General features: G+C 55.4%; 14 protein-coding genes. 9 read left to right on the top strand and 5 right to left on the bottom strand.

All coding sequences use genetic code 11. The features are described from left to right. Positions 1-44: 44 nt before the first annotated feature. The gene (gene gor / locus OSB_RS05120) at positions 45-1,403 is read right to left on the bottom strand and encodes a glutathione-disulfide reductase (protein ID WP_049833973.1); all 1,359 of its coding nucleotides are present in this window, start codon (positions 1,401-1,403) and stop codon (positions 45-47) included. Positions 1,404-1,507: 104 nt separating this feature from the next. Then, complete coding sequence (gene rpiA, locus OSB_RS05115; protein WP_049833972.1) at positions 1,508-2,296, bottom strand: ribose-5-phosphate isomerase RpiA; 789 nt, start codon at positions 2,294-2,296, stop codon at positions 1,508-1,510. Positions 2,297-2,459: 163 nt separating this feature from the next. Here rpiA and OSB_RS05110 point away from each other — a divergent pair, with 163 nt between their 5' ends. The 4 genes from OSB_RS05110 to OSB_RS05095 all read left to right on the top strand — a co-directional run bounded on the left by OSB_RS05110 (position 2,460) and on the right by OSB_RS05095 (position 6,635). Further along, positions 2,460-3,149, top strand: a complete 690-nt coding sequence (locus tag OSB_RS05110) for a glutathione S-transferase family protein (RefSeq protein WP_049836055.1) — start codon at positions 2,460-2,462, stop codon at positions 3,147-3,149. Positions 3,150-3,242: 93 nt separating this feature from the next. Next, positions 3,243-4,616: an L-serine ammonia-lyase gene (locus OSB_RS05105; protein ID WP_049833971.1), complete on the top strand. Its 1,374-nt coding sequence runs from the start codon at positions 3,243-3,245 to the stop codon at positions 4,614-4,616. 121 nt (positions 4,617-4,737) lie between these two features. After that, entirely contained in the window at positions 4,738-5,697 is a 960-nt protein-coding gene (locus OSB_RS05100) for a DMT family transporter (RefSeq protein ID WP_234967349.1), read from the top strand. Between the two features lie 32 nt (positions 5,698-5,729). Next, positions 5,730-6,635: a DMT family transporter gene (locus tag OSB_RS05095; RefSeq protein ID WP_049833970.1), complete on the top strand. Its 906-nt coding sequence runs from the start codon at positions 5,730-5,732 to the stop codon at positions 6,633-6,635. Here OSB_RS05095 and OSB_RS05090 read toward each other — a convergent pair. Then, entirely contained in the window at positions 6,580-7,215 is a 636-nt protein-coding gene (locus tag OSB_RS05090; protein ID WP_327196168.1) for a thiamine diphosphokinase, read from the bottom strand. The genes OSB_RS05095 and OSB_RS05090 overlap by 56 nt on opposite strands. A 188-nt stretch (positions 7,216-7,403) precedes the next feature. Here OSB_RS05090 and OSB_RS05085 point away from each other — a divergent pair, with 188 nt between their 5' ends. Beyond that, positions 7,404-9,692 (top strand): hypothetical protein, encoded by a 2,289-nt coding sequence (locus OSB_RS05085; RefSeq protein WP_049833969.1) that lies wholly within the window; start codon positions 7,404-7,406, stop codon positions 9,690-9,692. Between the two features lie 190 nt (positions 9,693-9,882). On the opposite strand, the gene OSB_RS05080 is transcribed toward OSB_RS05085, so the two are convergent. Both OSB_RS05080 and OSB_RS05075 read right to left on the bottom strand, forming a co-directional pair. Then, complete coding sequence (locus OSB_RS05080; RefSeq protein ID WP_049833968.1) at positions 9,883-10,113, bottom strand: DUF2842 domain-containing protein; 231 nt, start codon at positions 10,111-10,113, stop codon at positions 9,883-9,885. A gap of 3 nt (positions 10,114-10,116) precedes the next feature. Then, the gene (locus tag OSB_RS05075) at positions 10,117-11,412 is read right to left on the bottom strand and encodes an adenylosuccinate synthase (RefSeq protein WP_049833967.1); all 1,296 of its coding nucleotides are present in this window, start codon (positions 11,410-11,412) and stop codon (positions 10,117-10,119) included. A 142-nt stretch (positions 11,413-11,554) separates the two neighbouring features. Between OSB_RS05075 and OSB_RS05070 the strand changes: the two genes are divergently transcribed. The 4 genes from OSB_RS05070 (at position 11,555) to OSB_RS05055 (ending at position 14,676) form a co-directional block, all read left to right on the top strand. Continuing rightward, complete coding sequence (locus tag OSB_RS05070; RefSeq protein ID WP_049833966.1) at positions 11,555-11,953, top strand: DUF6524 family protein; 399 nt, start codon at positions 11,555-11,557, stop codon at positions 11,951-11,953. A gap of 47 nt (positions 11,954-12,000) precedes the next feature. Next, positions 12,001-12,315 carry a DUF1272 domain-containing protein gene (locus OSB_RS16440; protein WP_074202191.1) on the top strand — a complete coding sequence of 105 codons (315 nt, stop codon included), beginning with the start codon at positions 12,001-12,003 and terminating at the stop codon, positions 12,313-12,315. 157 nt (positions 12,316-12,472) lie between these two features. Beyond that, entirely contained in the window at positions 12,473-12,838 is a 366-nt protein-coding gene (secG, locus tag OSB_RS05060; RefSeq protein ID WP_049833964.1) for a preprotein translocase subunit SecG, read from the top strand. Positions 12,839-13,032: 194 nt separating this feature from the next. Next, on the top strand, positions 13,033-14,676 hold the full coding sequence (locus OSB_RS05055; protein WP_049833963.1) for a CTP synthase: 1,644 nt from the start codon (positions 13,033-13,035) through the stop codon (positions 14,674-14,676). Positions 14,677-14,759: the final 83 nt, after the last annotated feature.

Genomic DNA, 14,759 nt, shown 5'->3' with positions numbered 1-14,759 from the left:
CCCGAATTATCTTGTTCTATTAAATGGGCTTTTGACCCCAACATTCAAGCGGTTCTCACCGGTTCCTTCATTGTCACCAGTTCTTCCGAAATCGTCGGGTGCACCGCGCAAGTCGCATCAAACTGCTCTTTTGTGGCCCCCATCTTGATCGCGATGCCCGCCAATTGGATCATCTCGCCGGCATGCGGGCTGACGATATGGCATCCTAGCACCTTTCGGGTCGCTTTGGACACGACGAGTTTCATCAACACGCGATCTGGGCGATCCGCGAACGCTGATTGCATCGGACGGAAACTTGTCGCGTAAATCTCAACGGGCTCCTGCTCGGCGGCGGCTTCCTCAGAAAGGCCCACGGTGCCCATTTCCGGCTGTGTGAAAATCGCGGACGGGATAAGATCGTGGTCCACTTTTGTCGGGTTGCCTTTGAATACTGTCTCAACGAAGGCCATACCCTCGCGGATAGCAACAGGTGTCAGCTGGACGCGGTTCGTTACATCGCCAACGGCGTAGATGCTTGGCACTTTGGTCTGGCTATAGTCATCAACCACAATCTCGGACTTACGACCAACTTCAACGCCTACAGCCTCAAGTCCCAGCCCGTCTGTGTTTGGGGTACGGCCTGTCGCGAACATCACTTGGTCGTAAATCTTTTCAGACCCATTCGTGCACTTCACCCAAATGCCACCGTCACGTTTTTCCATCTCAAGCACGTTGGTTCCCAAATGCAAGCCAACGCCCTTCTCGATCATCATCTCTGAAACGAGTCCACGGGCCTCATCGTCAAACCCGCGCAGGATTTGCGCGCCACGATAGAATTGCGTGACCTCAACGCCGAGGCCATTGAGAATACAGGCAAACTCAGACGCGATGTATCCGCCGCCAACGATCAGGATCTTCTTTGGCAGCTCAGGCAGCAGGAAGATTTCATTCGACGTGATGCCAAGCTCGGCATTTTTGATGTCCGGCAGAACCGGCCGCCCACCTGTCGCAACAAGGATGTGCTTGGCGCTGTAGGTTTTACCGTCTGCCAACGTGACCTCATGGGTGCCAGACACCGTTGCGCGGCTATCATGAATGATGACGTCTGAATTGCCGAGGAGCTTGCGGTAAATGCCCTCAAGACGGTCCAACTCAGCGTGCAGTTTCTTTTGGAACTGCGGCCACTCAAACGTGCCATCCTGAATGTCCCACCCGTAAGCGCGCGCGTCTGCGAACATCTCATGATACTCGGACGCGAAAACCATCAGCTTTTTGGGAACGCAGCCACGGATCACGCAGGTCCCGCCCATGCGGAACTCTTCGGCCAAACCAACCTTAGCACCCGTCGCAGACGCCACGCGAGCAGCGCGAACGCCGCCAGAGCCGCCACCAATTACAAATAGATCGTAGTCGAAATCAGCCATGGCGTTGGTCCTTCAGCGCAAAATTTGTTCGGGAGTTGGATAAAGCACAGCCCTGCGATGATGACCAGTCACAGGGTTGTGCAATTGAAGCGGCCGATTCCGCCTTAGTCGTTCAAGTCAGCGAACAGATTTTCCGTTTCAACGAATTCGATCCGGTCTTCTTCAACCGATCCCTCATTAATATCGCGGCTCTCAACGCGCCCATCGCCGAACCCGATTATGACGACGTCACAGATATCAATGAACAATCCGTTCTCAACAACGCCCGGTATCTGATTGACTATAAGTGACAATTGCCGCGCGTTCCCGATCCGGTTCAGGTGCATATCAAGGATATGGTTGCCCTCGTCCGTGTAAAACGGCGCATCCCCATTCATTCGTAATGTCACCTTACGGCCCAGCACATCCATGCCGATCAGTGTTTCCTCGACCAGTGTTTTGGTTGTCTGCCAGCCAAAAGGGATCACTTCGATCGGCAACGGAAATGTACCCAGAGTCTCCACCTGCTTTGACGCATCCGCGATCACGATCATCTGGTCGCTTGCGGTCGCGACAATCTTTTCCTGCAGCAACGAACCGCCACCGCCTTTGATCAGGTTCAGGTTGCCGTCATACTCATCAGCGCCGTCAATAGTTAGGTCCAGCCACTTGGCCTCATCAAGCGAAATAACCTCAATCCCAACTTCACGTGCCAATGCTGCGGTACGCGATGACGTTGGTACGCCTTTGATTTTCAGGCCCTCTTTCTCGACCCGTTCGCCTAGGCATTTGACCAACCACGCAGCAGTTGATCCGGATCCAAGGCCCACTTTCATGCCGTCTTCAACATAGCTACTTGCCTGTTTCGCCGCGACGAATTTGGCTTTGTCGATTGGGGACAATTCGGACGACATGGGCAGCTCCTGCGTGTTGAATCGGTACTTATGCCCTTATAAGCGCGCAAACGCTTCTGAGCGAGACGGAATGGTTAATCGCAATGATTTAATTATTCGGAAACGCCGCAAATTGCGTCGTGAAGACGCTGGCCCCACCTGTGAACTGTGCCATGTTACAACCATGACCAAACTTGTTCTTTACTACGCGCCTGACAATGCGTCGCTGTGCATTCGCCTCGCACTTGAGGCGGCTGGCCTGCCGTTTGACACCCGTCTCGTGGATCGCGCAGCGTCTGCGCATAAATCGGAGAACTACCGCGCCTTGAACCCCAACGGGTTGATCCCTGTTCTTGAAACCCCTGATGGCGCGCTGTTTGAAACAGCCGCGATATTGTTGTGGGTTGCCGAGCAGGCGCCAGAGTTAATGCCCAGCGACAACGGTGAACGCGCGCAGGCCATTAAGTGGCTGATTTGGATGTCAAATACGCTGCACCCAACCCTGCGCATGCTGTTTTACCCTGACCAGTATATTGCCGAATCCTCTCAAGACGCGCTGTCCGAGCGGACCCGTACGCGGCTGGGCAAACAGCTTGCGATCATTGATGGTGGATTGGCTGACGCGGGATATGTCGGCGGTCAGGTTCCCAGCATCCTAGACTGCTACCTTTGCCCGATGTTGCGCTGGACGCAGCTTTATCCCGCCAACGCCCCTTCGCGCCCGAACCTTGCGGATTACCCAACGCTGCAACGCATCGCGGCCATAAACGAAACATATCCCTCAACCGCCGCTGCAATCACCGCCGAAGGTCTTGGAAATACGCCTTTCACCGCCCCGCACTATGCTAAGCCCCCAGAAGGGTCCGCAACCTAAGCCCCGCAAACATGCGCCATGGTGTCGTTTTCCACACCGACAAAGACACGAAACGCGATCTACAGTCAGCGGACATAAACAAGGCAGCTGCACATGTTTCTATCCGTTTTCGATATGTTCAAAGTTGGGATTGGCCCTTCTTCGTCGCACACGATTGGCCCGATGGTTGCCGCGGCACGTTTCCTTGACCACCTGCGCGCGCAGCCGTTCAAGGTCGCTGGTGTTAAGGCGTCGCTACATGGATCGCTTGCCTTTACGGGTGTGGGACACGCCACCGACCGCGCGACGATCCTTGGCCTCGCAGGATTTCGCGCTGATGACTATGACCGCGACAAGGCGGATGCTGAAATGGAACGCATCACCGCGGAAGGAACGGTGCATCCAGACGGGCTCGGGACCCTCACGTTCCGCCCGAAAAACCACTTGGAATTTGATTACGGCCCAGCGCTTAAGGGCCACGCGAACGGCATGATCCTGATGGGCACAGATGCGCAGGGCGATGTTGTCATGCAGGTTACCTATTACTCCATTGGCGGAGGCTTCGTTCTTACCGAAGATGAACTCGCTGCAGGCGCAGATAAAGAGGACGGTGCACCTGTTCCGTTTCCTTTTAAGAGCGCAGCAGAAATGCTTGATATGGCAGCGGAAAGCGGTTCGAGCATTTCCAACATGAAGCGGCAAAACGAATTGAGCCGCATAGCTGACGCAGACCTAGACAAAGGGCTGGATCGACTGTGGCAGGTGATGAACGATTGCATTGATCGCGGCCTCGAGACGGATGGAATTTTACCTGGCGGATTGCATGTGAAACGCCGCGCCAAGGGCATCCATGATGCGCTAAAGGCCGAAGCTGGCGTGAACCTTACAGCGCCGCACACGATCAATGATTGGATGTCGACCTACGCAATGGCCGTGAATGAGGAAAACGCGGCCGGTGGGCAAGTCGTCACCGCCCCGACCAATGGCGCGGCAGGCGTCGTTCCCGCCACGATCCGCTACTATATGGACCACGTGCCCAGCGCGACCGCAGCCAAGATCCCCGACTTTTTGTTAACGGCGGCTGCGATTGGCGGATTGGTAAAATTCAACGCGTCCATCAGCGGTGCTGAAGCGGGATGTCAGGCCGAAGTTGGTTCTGCGGCTGCAATGGCGGCGGCGGGTCTTTGTGCTGTTCTTGGCGGCACGCCTGAGCAAATCGAAAACGCCGCCGAAATCGCGCTTGAGCATCACCTTGGCATGACCTGCGACCCCGTGCGTGGATTGGTTCAGGTGCCCTGCATTGAACGCAACGGGTTAGGCGCGATTAAGGCTGTGTCTGCCGCGTCGCTTGCGATGCGTGGGGATGGCACGCACCTTGTTCCGCTTGACGCCGCGATTGAGACCATGCGCCAAACCGGTGCCGATATGTCTGAAAAATATAAGGAAACCGCGCTGGGTGGTTTGGCAGTTAACGTGCCAAACTGCTGAATACGACTATGAACCCGACCCTACGGGGTGAGTTTCTTGGCCAAGATGAAGTTAAAGTGCTCCTCTATTCATCTTGCCAAAAACTCCCGCCTGAGATTTCTGTAACCTAAGGCCCATCGATATGGCCGCAAAATCGAGCGCGTTTGAAATGACACCACGCACGGAAACACCAGACCGTATTATGCTGGGCATTTTGCTCATGCTTGGATTTTGCCTGACCGCTCCTTTGTTGGACGTCGCGGCGAAACTTGCGTCTGACACCATTCCTGTGGGGCAAATCACCGCCGCGCGTTTTTTGGTGCAGTTGGGTTTGATGTTGCCCGTGTGCCTGATGATGGGTTTGTCGTTCGGCATGAACGGGCAGCTAGGGGTGTTGTCGCTACGCGCCCTTCTTTTGCTGCTTTCTACATTCTTCTTTATTGCCGCAATCCGCGTCATGCCTTTAGCGGATGCCTTGGCGATTGTGTTTACCGAACCGTTTATCGTCATGCTGGTTGGTAAGTATGCTTTCGGCGAAGACGTCGGGCCGCGCCGCATTGGGGCCGCGGTCGTCGGCTTCATTGGCGTGGTATTGGTGATCCAGCCTTCCTTCGCAACCTTTGGGGCCGTTGCACTGTTTCCCCTTGGCACCGCTGTGTGCTTTGCAGGCTACGTTTTGGTAACACGCGGCCTTCGCGGGCGGCTTCACCCTGTGATGATGCAATTCCATACAGGCGCAATCGCTACTGTGATGAGCGTGCCAATTATCTGGCTTGCAAACGGAAGTGGCAGTGAAATGCTTGATCCAGTTTGGCCCACGGGAATCTATTGGACATGGCTGCTTGGCGTGGGCTTCTTTGCCACCATTAGCCACATGATGATGACCTATGGTCTGACCTTTGCGCCTTCATCGACCCTTGCGCCGATGCAGTACCTCGAAATTCCGGTTGCTACGGTGCTTGGGTATCTGGTGTTTAGCGAATTCCCAAACTCAATGGCCCTTGGAGGAATCGCGTTAATCATCGGTGCGGGTATCTATATGATCCACCGCGAACGCGTGACGTCTCGTGGTGTCTCGACCCGCCCCCATGCACCGGTCTAGACGCGGCACCTCGCCCCGCATAGCGTGCCCCTATGTCTGATCGCCCCTTCTTAGGTATCCTTTTGATGCTCGGCTTTTGCGTCTTGGCCCCTTTGGGGGACGCAATGGCGAAACTGCTGGGTGATGATTTGTCAGTTGGGTTTCTGGTATTTGTGCGCTTTGCGATCCAGGCGATCCTTTTGTTGCCGCTTGTGTGGTTGTTTAAATATCCCCTCCCTTCTGGCGCACGCCTGCTGCGCCTGACGGCATTGCGCACGGCGTTGCACATCGCAGGCATCACGCTGATGTTTTCGTCCCTTCAATTCCTTGAGCTGGCGGACGCCATCGCGATTGCCTTTGTAATGCCGTTCATCATGTTGCTTTTGGGTAAGGTCTACCTCAACGAACATGTGGGCCCGCACCGTTTGGTCGCCTGTGGTGTCGGGTTCATTGGGACGCTGCTTGTTGTGCAACCCAACTTTGTTGAGGTCGGCCTACCCGCATTACTGCCTATTGGTGTCGCGGTGGTATTTGCGCTGTTCATGCTGGTGACCCGCAAGATCGCCAAAGACGTGGACCCAATCGGACTGCAAGCACTGTCTGGCGTTATGGCCGTGCCTGTTGTCGGTACAGCTTTGTTGATGTTCCCAAGCACCCCGCTGTTTGCGACCCACCCGATTGTCGGCAAGGCGTGGATACTGCTTCTTGTCCTCGGCGGGCTTGGGACCATCGCGCATTTGCTTATGACGTGGTCTTTGCGCTTTGCGCCCTCTGCCACCCTCGCTCCGATGCAATATCTGGAAATCCCGATCGGCACGGTGATCGGCTACCTTATCTTTAAGGACCTACCGAATGGCATGGCAGCCATAGGCATCTGCATCACGGTCGCGGCTGGCCTCTATATTATCTTGCGCGAGCGGGCCATCTCACGTCGTCCTGCAGCATCGCCTGCACTGTAACGCCAAGGGCGCTGCGCGGCAGGATCAACAACATCTTTGGCGCGTCGGGCCGCAAAGTCACCGTACCATCGACCTTGTTCAAGGTGCCGATCTGCCTGTCCGGTGCAAACCGAAGCCCCCCCGTCGGCCAGCGCAACCCATCGCTTTCACACCCCACTTCTGCCATAGGGAACAACGAAACGGCGCTTTCCATTGGCAAATCTAGCGTGATTTGCGGCGGGCAAAGCAAAACGATCGTGTCTTCACCAATCAAAATACAACGCCGTTCAGGGTGACGCACCAACACGGTCATGGACCCTAGCTCATGATCCAACCGCGCCCCACTAAACCCGACCCCCAAAACCAAAGGCGCATCTATATGGCGCAATGCCTTATCGAAATCCGTGCTGTCCTGCTCAGTGATTGGATGAAACACGTCTTTAAACGCATCCTGCGCAGCCTTTGATATCGAATCCATGTCCCCGATCACAGCTTCCAGTGACACCCCCGCCGCTAAAGCATGATCCGCGCCCCCATCGGCTGCGACAACCAATGATGCTATGCTTAACACCTCTGAAAGAGTCGCTGACGCAGGGTTCACGCCTCCAATCAATGTGATTGGACACGAACTAGAAACAATCGGCGGATTCACGTTGATTAACCCCAATTTTGGAAACGTGCCTTAAAACGGTCACGAAATAATACTCACTTTAACGCGGTTCTGTTCCGGATTGCGAACCAATTGATGGTAAACAGACTGTCACTGGTTGGGTAGAAAGCGAGCAAATAATGGTTGGTACGAGCAAAATTCTTACCGTCTCATACGGCACTTTTTCGTGCACACTTGAAGGATTCGATGATTCCTTCAACACGATGAAAGCGATTGCGGAATATTTCCGCGGTTTGGCCTCTGATGATCGGTACTTCGGGGCAGAGCCCCCCACTCCAGATGCAGAAATGCTGGCAAAAATCGCCGAGCGTGAGATATCACGCCGCGTCGACGCCAGCATGGACGACAGCGGCATTGTGCTGCGCGCTGCGGCCCTGACAGACCAGTCAGACGCGCCAAGCGACGCAGCTGAGGCCCCTGCCGAACCTGAACACGACAAAGAATCACGTGCCAAGGTCGAAGCTGAACGCAAAGCGGCCAAAGCTGAACGCAAAGCACGCCGCAAAGCTGCACGCAAAGCGAAGCGTGACGCTGAACGTGAAGCAGAAGCCGCTGCAAAAGCAGAAGCGGACGCGAAGGCTGAGGCCGCAGAAGCAGAGGCAAAAGTTGCAGCAGAAGCGAAAGCTGCGGCTGACGAAAAAGCCGAAGCAGACGCCAAAGCGGCAGAGCAAGAAAAGTCTAACGCTGATGCCAAGGCAGACGCTGACACCGCAGCAGAAGACAATTCTGATGCATCTATTTTGAGTTCCGTAAGCTCTGCGACGGCAGAGCAAGCGGAGGGGACGACCGGATCCGACGTCGAAGAAACGCGCGGCGACGCGCCGTCTTCTGTGCTCGCGACGAACGATCCGGCCCCCGCCCTTTCTGAAGTTCCCGCCCACCCAGACGCTGACAGCGTTGCCGCGAAACTTCAGCGTATCCGTGCAGTTGTCGGCAATTCTGATGACGACGAAAACGCAGCGACCGACGATCTGACCGCGCAGTTCTTGCCGCAGACCGAAACCCCGGACGTAGCTGATGTTCGTGCACCGGACGCTGAAGACGGTGGTCTCGTCGCTGAGTTTGACGCCCATGAAGCTGAAATGGATCAGGAAGCGCAAGCCACTGAACAAGACAGTGAAACACCTGTGGCAGATGGCGGCGGTTCGGACATGATTTCTCGTGTTATGGGACGTCACGCGGAAGACGCGCCTGAGGAAAACGCAACTCCGGAAACGGCATCAATCGAGGTCGAAGAAGCCGTAGATGTGCCCGCACAAACGCCAAACGCACGTGTCGTTCGAATGAAACGCTCTGACTTCGAGGACGCCGTGGAAAACGGTGACTTAAAGGCCCCTGAAGCGGAAACTCCATCCAATACAGGCCCTGATTTCGGTCTTCTGGACGGCGCGGATGAGCTTGATGAATATCTTGAGGACAGCGACTTTTCTGACACCGCCCTTACTGAAAGCGAAACCTCCGATCTCGATGAAGATCTTGCAGCGATCGAAGCCGACTTTGCACAAGAGGACGATGGGGTCGAAGCTGTTGAGCCTGAAGAAGAGGTTGCTGAAGTTGACGATGCAAACACGCTAGGTGCAATTTCAACGGCAATGAATGCGAATGCAATCATCCCTGAAGCCCCTGCATCAGATGAGTTGGCTGAAGAAACCGAAGATGTCGTGGAAGACGAAGAAGAGCACGAGGTTGAACCAGCTAAATCCGCGTTTCTAAGCGAGGAACCTCAGGTCGACGACGAAGCCCTTGATCGTTTGATGTCTGAATCCGAAGCGCAAATGCAAGAGCCGGAAGGCAGCCGCCGCCGCGACGCAATCGCGCAGCTTAAGGCCGCAGTCGCAGCCAAAGAAGCCGCGCGCCAAGTTGGTGATACGCAGGATGATGCACAAGACGCAGAAAACGCGTTCCGTGATGACCTGTCTCAAGCAGCTCCACCTGAAAGCGGTGGCATTGTTCGCCCACGTCCGGTTGTACGTTCTAGCAATCGCACAGAGCGCCCGCGCCCAGCGCCGCTAAAACTCGTCGCAGCCCAGCGCGTCGACATGGTGGATAGTGAAAAGCGTGACACGCCAATCATCCCACGCCGTGTGGTAGCGCGTACTGACGCCGATGCAGCACAGCAACCCGCGGGATCTTTTGCTGAGTTTGCTGAAAACATGGGCGCGTCCGAACTTCCGGATTTGCTCGAAGCAGCCGCCGCTTACACTGCCTTCGTAGAAGGCGCGGACGAGTTCTCACGCCCACAGATCTTGCGCCGTGCGCGCACTGTGGCCAGTGATGACTTTAACCGCGAAGACGGTTTGCGCAGCTTCGCAGACTTGCTGCGCGCCGGTCGCTTTACCAAAGTGCGCAATGGCCGCTTCCAGGTCGCCGACGACAGTCGCTTCAACCCGGAGCGCCGTGCCAGCTAAGGTTCGACAACAGACCTAAACAAAGCGGCGCGAGGTTTACCCCTTCGCGCCGCTTTTTCTTGTCGTTTCTTTGGCTCACAAATACTCGCCCCGCAGGGACGTACTAGCCCACTCACGATATGTCGCGATTGGCTCACCTCACCAAATACGCCAACTAAACAACGCCGCGCAGCGGCTCCGTTAGATCAGCTCACGCGTCTGGATCTTCTTGGCCGACACCTTTGAAGATGAACTTCAGCGGGAATGCCCAAAGCAGGCCAATACCTAAGAATATCCCGACTTGCACCAATGGCGGTGGCAACGTCATTGGATCTGGGTAAAGCCAGTTGATCACACTGACCGCGACGACCACATAAACGGGAAGCCCCACCAGCAAAATCACCAGTGACCAGCGCTTTCGTGCTTTATGCGACAGCGCCATGGGTTAATCCGCAAACGGATCAGTGACGAGGATCGTGTCTTCACGTTCAGGGCTGGTTGAAACCAAGGCCACCGGACATTCAATCAGCTCTTCCACGCGGCGCACATATTTGATCGCCTGCGCCGGAAGCTGCGCCCAAGAGCGCGCGCCCTCAGTCGACTCGCTCCAGCCTTCCATCTCTTCATAGATCGGCGTGCAACGGGCCTGCGCATCGGCGGCTGTTGGCAAATAGTCCAAACGTTCACCGTCCAGATCGTAGCCGACACAGATTTTTAGCGTCTCAAACCCGTCCAAAACGTCCAGCTTTGTTAGGCAGATGCCTGTAATGCCGGATGTTGCGCAGGTCTGACGCAGCAAGGCTGCATCAAACCAACCACAACGGCGCTTGCGGCCCGTAGTGGTGCCAAATTCATGTCCACGTTCGCCAAGGCGCTGACCATCGGCGTCGTCCAGTTCCGTCGGGAACGGCCCCTCGCCCACGCGGGTTGTATAGGCTTTGACGATGCCCAAAACGTAGTCAATCGCCGTTGGCCCAAGGCCCACGCCAGTCGCCGCCTGGCCTGCGATCACATTGGAAGACGTCACAAACGGGTAAGTACCAAAGTCGATATCCAGCAAGGCGCCCTGTGCGCCTTCAAATAAAATGCGCTTTCCGGCTTTGCGCTTTTCAGCCAAAACTTTCCAAACCGGCGCTGCATATGGCAGGATTTTCGGTGCAATTTCTTGCAGTTGCGCCAAAAGCGCATCGCGGTCGATCTCGTCAAATCCAAGACCTTTGCGCAGCGGGTTATGGTGCTGCAACGCGCGATCAACGCGGGCTTCCAATGTTACTGGGTCTGCCAAGTCCGCAACGCGAACGGACCGACGGCCGACTTTGTCTTCATAGGCTGGTCCAATGCCACGCCCAGTGGTGCCAATCTTGGTGCCCTTGCTGGCGGCTTCTTCGCGTACGCGGTCAAGCTCGCCGTGGATCGGCAGGATCAGCGGCGTGTTTTCCGCGATCATCAAGTTGTCAGGATTGATCTCAACGCCTTGCGCTTCAATCGTGGCGATCTCTTTCATCAGGTGCCACGGGTCCAGTACAACGCCGTTGCCGATCACCGAAAGCTTGCCGCCGCGAACAACGCCAGACGGTAGCGCGTGCAATTTGTAGACTTTGCCATCAATCACCAGTGTGTGGCCCGCATTGTGCCCACCTTGGAATCGCGCAATCACATCGGCGCGTTCTGAAAGCCAATCGACAATTTTGCCTTTGCCTTCATCGCCCCATTGTGCGCCAACAACTACTACATTCGCCATATTCTTGATCCCCTAAGGTAAAACCCGTGCCCCTCTTAGGGCATCATGCCAGAGGGCGAAAGTGGACATTTAGCTCAGCCCCCTAGACAGGGCGCATCCACACCGCCATCTTGCCCGCAAAACAATATCTTTAGAGGCTTTCATGAGTGGTTTTCTCCTTCGTTGGTTATTCGCGTTTCTGCTTTTGGCAGCCACATTCAACCCGACACAGTGGTGTTATGCGCGCTGGGTACAGACATCTGGTGCAGAGAATCTGTCAATCGCAGTGCTGTGCGGCCTGTTGTTGATTGTCGGCTACATCATCTATGTCCGCGCCACCCTGCGCTCTATTGGGTTCGTTGGCATGTTCCTTGTCGCCGCGATCACGGGCGCTCTGCTTTGGGTTGCTTATGATTTGGGTTGGATGAATTTCGAAAACCCGACAGCAAACACTTGGGTTGCCCTATTCATGATGTCCTTTGTGCTCGGTATCGGCCTCAGCTGGAGCCACGCACGCCGCAAGCTGTCGGGTCAGGCGGATATGGATGATGTGGATGATTAAAAACTATAAGACATGCGAGGCTTCGCTGGAACAAAGGGAGAAATGCAATGCTTGAAGTGAGACCAAACTGTGAATGGTGTGACTGTGATCTGCCACCAGCGTCACAAGAGGCTCGGATCTGTAGTTACGAATGCACCTACTGTGCAAGCTGTGTTGATAACGTTCTTGAAAACGTTTGCCCCACCTGCGGAGGCGGGTTTGTTATGCGCCCTATTCGGCCCAAACGCGCTGATGGTCTGCAGAAAAACCTTGGATTGCACAACCGGCCTGCTGGCACAAAACGGCATCATTCATCTTGGACACGCGCCCAAGTTGAAGAGGTGCGCGATCGACTAAAGGATTTGCCCCCTTGGGAACGATGATACCTGAAAACTCGCTTTGATCTATCGCTCTCCACGGTCGGCCTGCGATATTTCCCACCTCACCCTACCTAAGATCGAGCAAGTTTCATTGAGAGGGGTTGCGACCGTCTCTTTTCGCTTCTAAGTACCACTCGTTCTTCCGCCAAAGGGTCCATCCATGGAAAATGTCGTTCTTGTCGTCCACTTGTTGCTTGCGCTTTCGCTGATTGGCGTTGTTTTATTGCAGCGTTCTGAAGGTGGCGGTCTTGGCATTGGTGGCGGTAGCGGCGGTGGCGCAATGTCCAGCCGGTCTGCGGCGACGGCCCTTGGCAAGCTCACATGGATCTTGGCGATTGCATTTATTTGTACGTCGATCGCGCTGACTGTGCTTTCCGCGCAGCAAGCAAGCGATGCATCTGTTGTTGGTGATGGCACTGTTCCAGCGGTTGACGCGACTGATCTTGCGCCAGCGGCTGGCGAGAGCTTGTTGCCGCCATCCGTTGAAACGCCAAGCGATGAGCCACTGGTTCCAGACGTCGACTAAACCACTACCTATTGCGGGCTAAACTGCTTTATCTACTCGATATTGCGGAAATATTGGCTTTTGCGGATAGTCTTGGTTGCCAGAGCACCCCGAATCCGCATAGACTTAAATCCCGTGATATATGCGTTCTGGCGTGCTGCTGCTGGGCTGTAATCCAATAATTTTAGACCTATTTCACGGGGGTTTCCTGCTTCATGGCGCGTTACGTATTCATCACTGGTGGGGTTGTGTCCTCGCTTGGCAAAGGTTTGGCATCTGCGGCTCTGGGCTCTCTGTTGCAGGCCCGTGGGTTCTCGGTTCGCTTGCGTAAGTTGGATCCCTACCTGAACGTTGATCCCGGAACGATGTCCCCGTTTGAGCACGGCGAAGTTTTCGTTACGGACGATGGCGCGGAAACCGATCTGGATCTTGGCCACTACGAACGTTTCACGGGTGTCCCTGCACGTATGACGGATTCTGTGTCCTCTGGGCGGGTGTATTCCACCGTGTTGGAAAAAGAACGCCGTGGCGATTACTTGGGCAAAACCATTCAGGTGGTGCCGCACGTCACAAACGAGATCAAAGACTTCCTGCATGTGGGCGATGACGAAGTCGACTTTATGCTGTGCGAAATCGGCGGCACGGTCGGCGACATCGAAGGCCTGCCATTCTTTGAGGCGATCCGTCAGTTTTCCCACGACAAACCGCGCGGCGAGTGCATCTTCATGCATCTGACGTTGCTTCCGTACTTGGCGGCATCGGGTGAGTTGAAGACGAAACCGACGCAGCACTCGGTTAAGGAATTGCAATCCATCGGCATCGCGCCTGACATTCTGGTCTGCCGTTCAGAACATCCAATTCCCGAAAAGGAACGCGAAAAGATCGCGCTGTTCTGTAACGTGCGCAAAGAGGCCGTTGTCGCGGCCTACGACCTAAAGTCCATTTACGAAGCGCCACTGGCCTACCACAAGCAAGGCCTCGACCAAGCGGTGTTGGATGCCTTCAACATCACCCCTGCGCCGAAACCCGACCTGTCCGTTTGGAACGACGTCTATGACCGCATCCACACGACAGACGGTGAAGTGAATGTCGCGATTGTCGGCAAGTACACGCAACTTGAAGACGCCTATAAGTCCTTCAAAGAGGCGCTGACGCACGGCGGCATGGCCAACCGCGTGAAGGTGAATGTGTCTTGGGTCGACGCCGAAGTGTTTGATTCTGAGGACGCAGCACCGCACCTTCAAGGGTACCACGCGATCCTTGTCCCAGGTGGTTTTGGCGAACGGGGCACCGAAGGCAAAATCAAAGCCGCGCAATACGCCCGAGAGAATAAGATCCCTTACTTCGGGATCTGTCTCGGTATGCAAATGGCCGTGATTGAAGCTGCACGCAACGTGGCAGGCATTTCTGAAGCCGGTTCTGAGGAATTCGACCACGAGGCCGGAAAGAAACGCTTCGAACCGGTCGTCTACCATTTGAAAGAATGGGTACAGGGCAATGCCAAGGTTAAGCGCAAGTCGGATGACGACAAGGGCGGAACCATGCGCCTTGGGTCTTATGACGCGACACTGACGGCTGGATCGAAGGTTGCTGAAATCTATGGCACGCAAGCCATCGAAGAACGCCATCGCCACCGCTATGAGGTGGACACCAAGTACCGCGCGAAACTGGAAGACGCAGGCCTGTGTTTTTCAGGCATGTCACCAGATGGTAAATTGCCTGAGATCGTTGAGTGGACGGATCATCCGTGGTTCATCGGTGTGCAGTTCCACCCAGAATTGAAGTCCAAGCCCTTCGCCCCGCACCCACTGTTTGCGGATTTCGTGCGGGCAGCGGTTGAAGCGTCTCGGTTGGTCTAAGGGAAGCTTCGCCGCGAGATAAAAGAAGGGGGCCAGCCCCCGTCCTGCGGACTCCCCCGGGATATTTCTGAAACAAAGACAAT

This window comes from Octadecabacter temperatus, from assembly GCF_001187845.1.
Lineage (GTDB): Bacteria > Pseudomonadota > Alphaproteobacteria > Rhodobacterales > Rhodobacteraceae > Octadecabacter > Octadecabacter temperatus.
The sequence above is the reverse complement of the archived record's forward strand: the minus strand, read 5'-3'. Positions and strand labels throughout refer to the sequence as shown.